General features: G+C 50.7%; 5 protein-coding genes and 2 pseudogenes. 2 read left to right on the top strand and 5 right to left on the bottom strand.

Annotated elements, in window-relative coordinates; translation table 11 throughout:
* Window positions 1–383: pseudogene (locus tag H6F43_RS05645) on the top strand (NAD(P)/FAD-dependent oxidoreductase); the annotation flags it as partial.
* A 93-nt stretch (window positions 384–476) separates the two neighbouring features.
* Entirely contained in the window at window positions 477–1,400 is a 924-nt protein-coding gene (locus H6F43_RS05640) for a sugar ABC transporter permease (protein WP_190341522.1), read from the top strand.
* Here the strand turns inward: H6F43_RS05640 and trpD are convergent.
* From trpD to H6F43_RS05615, 5 genes and pseudogenes are all read right to left on the bottom strand, one after another.
* Window positions 1,380–2,462, bottom strand: a complete 1,083-nt coding sequence (trpD, locus tag H6F43_RS05635) for an anthranilate phosphoribosyltransferase (protein WP_190341521.1) — start codon at window positions 2,460–2,462, stop codon at window positions 1,380–1,382. The genes H6F43_RS05640 and trpD overlap by 21 nt on opposite strands.
* Window positions 2,463–2,589: 127 nt before the next feature.
* Window positions 2,590–3,108 carry a hypothetical protein gene (locus H6F43_RS05630; RefSeq protein ID WP_190341519.1) on the bottom strand — a complete coding sequence of 173 codons (519 nt, stop codon included), beginning with the start codon at window positions 3,106–3,108 and terminating at the stop codon, window positions 2,590–2,592.
* Between the two features lie 29 nt (window positions 3,109–3,137).
* Window positions 3,138–3,608: a hypothetical protein gene (locus H6F43_RS05625; RefSeq protein WP_190341517.1), complete on the bottom strand. Its 471-nt coding sequence runs from the start codon at window positions 3,606–3,608 to the stop codon at window positions 3,138–3,140.
* Window positions 3,609–3,680: 72 nt separating this feature from the next.
* Window positions 3,681–3,869 (bottom strand): CsbD family protein, encoded by a 189-nt coding sequence (locus H6F43_RS05620; RefSeq protein ID WP_190341515.1) that lies wholly within the window; start codon window positions 3,867–3,869, stop codon window positions 3,681–3,683.
* Window positions 3,870–4,025: 156 nt separating this feature from the next.
* Window positions 4,026–4,526 (bottom strand): annotated as a pseudogene (locus tag H6F43_RS05615) (glycosyl transferase); the annotation flags it as partial.

Raw genomic sequence — 4,526 nt, 5'->3', positions numbered from 1 at the left:
GTGAGAATGTGATTGCGATCGGGGATGCCGTATCAACCGTTAACTTTCTGGGCGGCGAAGGCATTCGGCATGGGATGCTTAGCGCTAATATTGCTTGCAAATACATCGAGCAGTTTTTGGACGATCGTTCCAGTTTTCAATCGTATCAAGCAGAAATGCGCGCTGTCTTTCTGAATACGTGGAAAATTTCGGAGCGCTTGGGCATGAAGAAGTATTTGCAAGACAGCGATACCCTTGTGGATAAAGTCGTCACCTATCTCAAACCTTTAACGCTAGAAGATGTTGTAGATATTCTGTTCTATTACAAATTTGAGAAAGCCTCGAAGGGCTTAATGAGCTATTTCTGGAGAAAACTCACTGCTTTTTTTACCAGGATTAAATAGCTGTTGAATACAGGTTATCTTGCACCGAAATTCATTGACTAACAGAATTCGCCGTATGATCAACTAGACATTCCTCGATCGTGTTCTAGCCCCATGCCCAAGTGGACACTCAAAGACTGGAGTTCCCCTCGCCAGCGATTAACGCCGTATCTGTTCCTGCTGCCAGCGCTGATTGTGCTGGGTCTAACGGTCTTTTACCCTGCACTGCAAGCGTTCTTTCTCAGCTTTACCCGGTATGAGTACGATCTAACCCAGCCGCCAATCTGGATTGGATTCAAGAACTTTCAACGGCTCTTGGTAGATCCCTTGTTCTGGCAGACGTTTCGCAATACGCTGCTTTACCTTGTGGGTGTTGTGCCGCTGCTGGTGACGCTGCCGCTGGGACTCGCCATTCTGGTTAACCAGTCGCTGCGAGGAGTTCGCTGGTTTCGGGTGGCGTACTACACGCCAGTGGTGATTTCGATGGTCGTAGCTGGGATTGCGTGGAAATGGCTGTACGCCGATCGCGGCTTGCTGAACCAATTGCTGCAATTGCTGGGAATTTCAGAGGGAATTCCCTGGCTCACGAGTCCCAGCTTGGCAGTGTTTAGCGTCATGGTAGTGACAATCTGGAAAGGATTGGGCTACTACATGGTGATTTATCTAGCGGGGTTACAGGCAATCCCGGCAGATTTGTATGAAGCCGCCGCGATCGATGGCTCAGACGGCATTCAGAAGCACTGGGACATTACGGTGCCGCTGATGAAACCCTACCTGCTGCTAGTGACAGTGATCTCAGCGATCTCAGCCACTAAAGTCTTCGAAGAAATCTACATTATGACGAAGGGCGGACCGCGCAATAGCTCCAAGACGATCGTCTACTACCTATACGAGCAGGCGTTTCAGGATTTGGAGATAAGCTATGCCTGCACGATCGGGCTAGTAATGTTTTTGATTATTCTCGGACTGTCGGTGCTGCGGCTGAGCGTAGAGCGTCTAACCACTCGCCGAGATGCCCTAAGCGAGAAACTGAACTAGCTGCTCTAGCTTGCTCCATGCCGCACCACTCTGTAGAATGTCTCGCGCTAGTTCGATTCCTGCACTGTAGGAGTCGGCTGCGTCACCCACTTGCAACGCTAGCGCTGCATTGAGAGCAACCACATCGCGCTGTGCTTGGGTACCCTTTCCTTGCAGCACAGACTGAAGAATCTCAGCGTTTTGCTTCACATCGCCGCCCGCAATCGCGCTCAATGGTGCTTGCTCAATGTCAAACTCGATCGGATTGATCGTGCTCACCTGCACTTGCCCGTTCGACAAAACCGCCAAATCCGTACGATCGCCCAGTCCTGCTTCGTCTAGCTTTTCGCGTCCGTGCAGCACGATCGCCCGCTGTGTCCCTAGCTGGTTCAATGCCTGAGCAACGGTTTCTATCAGCGACGAATCGAATACTCCGATCACTTGTCCAGTTGGACGCAGCGGATTCACCAGCGGACCCAAGAGATTGAACACCGTTCGCACCTTGAGCGTCCGTCTCATTGGAGCCACTACTTTTAGCGCCGGATGCCAACCAGGAGCAAACAGAAATGTAATGCCCACCTCCTGCACGGCAGCCTGAATTCGATCGGCAGGAGCCGCCAAATTGACGCCCAGTTGCTCCAGCACATCGGCTGATCCAACGCGACTAGAGGCAGAGCGATTGCCATGCTTAGCCACCGCAACTCCTGCTGCTGACACAACAAAGGCAACGGCAGTGGAGATGTTAAAGGTTCCGGCTCCATCGCCGCCCGTGCCGCAGGTGTCGATTAAGGGAGTGGGAAGTGACAAGTGAGAACTGGGAAGCGGAGCGGCTTGCTGCTGTAATACCTGAGCCATGCCTGCGAGTTCGTCTGCTGATACACCTTTGGCTTGCAGGGCGGCCAGAATTGCGCCAGAGAGAACCGGAGGAAGGGCTTCACTTAGCCACCCTTGCATTAAGTCAGCTGCTTGAGTAGGTGAGAGCGACTGGCGATCGAGCAACTGCTGAAGAATACTGGACCAAACGATTGGATCAGCGGAGGCAGCGATCGACTCTGAAGTTGGGTAAACAGAAGCTGATGTCACGGGCAGGGTGCAAATTCGGTACTAGCATCCTACAAAAGTTGGTCCCCAATAGAAAGCACCCGCCAAACTCGAAGGCTGGGCGGGTGCAAAAATTTACGCTTCCTCAGTGTAGTTCATTCGTCTACATTTAGTGTCGCTTCATCCATTTTGAGGCAATAGCACCGAGTGCAGCCCCCACTAATGGGTTGCTGAAAAATTTCAGCAGCGCGGGCTGATCGGCAAGCACGTCTTGAAAAACATCCGGGTGGTTGTGGTAGGCGAAGGACGCCAGCTTTGACACATCGTCCGCTGACATACGGCTAGGATGGTGCGTGGACAAGCCTAGTTGATGCTCCAAGTCGCGATCGCTCAGTCCTCGCTTCTTCAAATGGTTAAAGAACTCCCGCGCAACATCGTCCCGCTCGTTGGGCTTAATCTGGGCGATCGCCTGCTGTAGTTCCGGCTCCATTTGACTGGCTGGAATCTGGTTGGGATGGAACGATCGACCAAACAACTGTCGCCGCTCTTCTCGCGTCGATCGCTGAGCAAAATCATCAAAGCTTTCGTAGTTATTGTTGGATTCTGCCGAAGTGTCATCGATTGAATCCACGTTGCCACGAGCAAGATCGCTCATAATTTGGCGCTTATACTCTTCACTGCTTGGCATAGGTTTAACCTCGCAAAATTACTAAAGTGTTAGGAGCGTGCTTTGGCTTTGCCAGCACTAGCAACCGCTTGGTCATACTGGATTTGGCGAGTCGCGCTGTTGTAATTTGCTGTCAAGATCAGTTTCTTGTCCGGTGCATAAACTAATACCTTGAGATCGCGATTCGGGAAGTTCTTCTGAAATCCTTGAGCTAAGGATTTTGCTAGAGGACGAACCTCAGACGGACTCACCTTCGGAGAAATGACAATACCCAATTTGTCGCTATCACGAACGTAAGCATCTTGAACCAGTCCACCAGATGCTTGAACGACCCAGTCGCCAAAGTTTTGACCTGTTGTCGTGTTCCCTCGCTCGATCTGACTATAAGCTGAACTATTAATTTTCGGCTGTGAAATAGTACGATCGCTCGTTGCCGTAGCACCACACGCAGTCGATGTAACTAAGATAAATACAAGGGAGAGAGCAACCAAAACCTTTCGAGCACGCTGAAGCAAACTCACATTAACCTCCTTTAAAAGCAGACATTGCTAATAAACTTGAGGCTATCAATTGATAGCCTCAAGTATCGAGTGTTATGCTTTATCAATGCCGCTCTTCACATCATCTTTGATGTCTTCTTTGGCGTGACGAGCATTACCTTCTACCTGCTTTGCCTTACCCTCAACTTGGTCTTGAGGATCGCCAGTCACATTACCAACTGCGTCTTGAATTTTACCTTCAACATTCTTAGCAGTTGCTTTGGCTCTTTCTTCTAAACTCATTTTTTTACTCCATATCTTCAGAACTGTTTAATTAGACAGAAACCAATAGTTCACCTGTCTACTATTCCAAGATACGAAGTGTGTCTTAAACCAACATCTCTCAGAGGTTGTATTCAAGACAACAGTTTTGTGGCTTTCTTTTAGAGAGACAGCTACTCAAACGTCTCGGTCTGTACGAATCCATTGGGTTTGCGGCTTCACTAAAAATGCAAGGTAAAGCGGAATCTTCCAAAGGACATAGAGCGGCACTGATAGCAGTGTGCCTAACGGTAACTCACGACGAGTAAATTTTGCCCATGCTGCCAGAATAGACACCAGAAGTAGCCCGCCCTCCAGCGCCAGCAGCAGAACCGGAACTGTTGATCCACCGATCGCGCTTGCCAACAGGGCGATCGCGGTAGCGGCTAACCACAAGATCGCCAGCAGCGAGAGCGGCGGAACCGATAGGTCGAGGGCGATCGCGACCAAGTCGAAGCGACGCTGTTGGAGTGCTGCTTTCAGTAGGCGCGGCACCTGAGTCAGTAGAGTTTGTAGATGCCCGTGCTCCCAGCGAGTTCGCTGGCTCTTGGCAGCATGGTTTTGTCCTGGTAACGCTCCGGTTACTCTAGCGCTAGCGCAGAACGCTGCCGGATGCCCCACGATCGCCAAATCCAATGC

The organism is Leptolyngbya sp. FACHB-36, from assembly GCF_014695955.1.
GTDB lineage: Bacteria > Cyanobacteriota > Cyanobacteriia > Leptolyngbyales > Leptolyngbyaceae > FACHB-36.
The sequence above is the reverse complement of the archived record's forward strand: the minus strand, read 5'-3'. Positions and strand labels throughout refer to the sequence as shown.

Coding starts and splice junctions, on each gene's coding strand:
- H6F43_RS05630 (WP_190341519.1), bottom strand. CDS start 3,108: ATGCCAAGCAGTGAAGAGTATAAGCGCCAAATTATGAGCGATCTTGCT.
- H6F43_RS05640 (WP_190341522.1), top strand. CDS start 477: ATGCCCAAGTGGACACTCAAAGACTGGAGTTCCCCTCGCCAGCGATTA.
- H6F43_RS05620 (WP_190341515.1), bottom strand. CDS start 3,869: ATGAGTTTAGAAGAAAGAGCCAAAGCAACTGCTAAGAATGTTGAAGGT.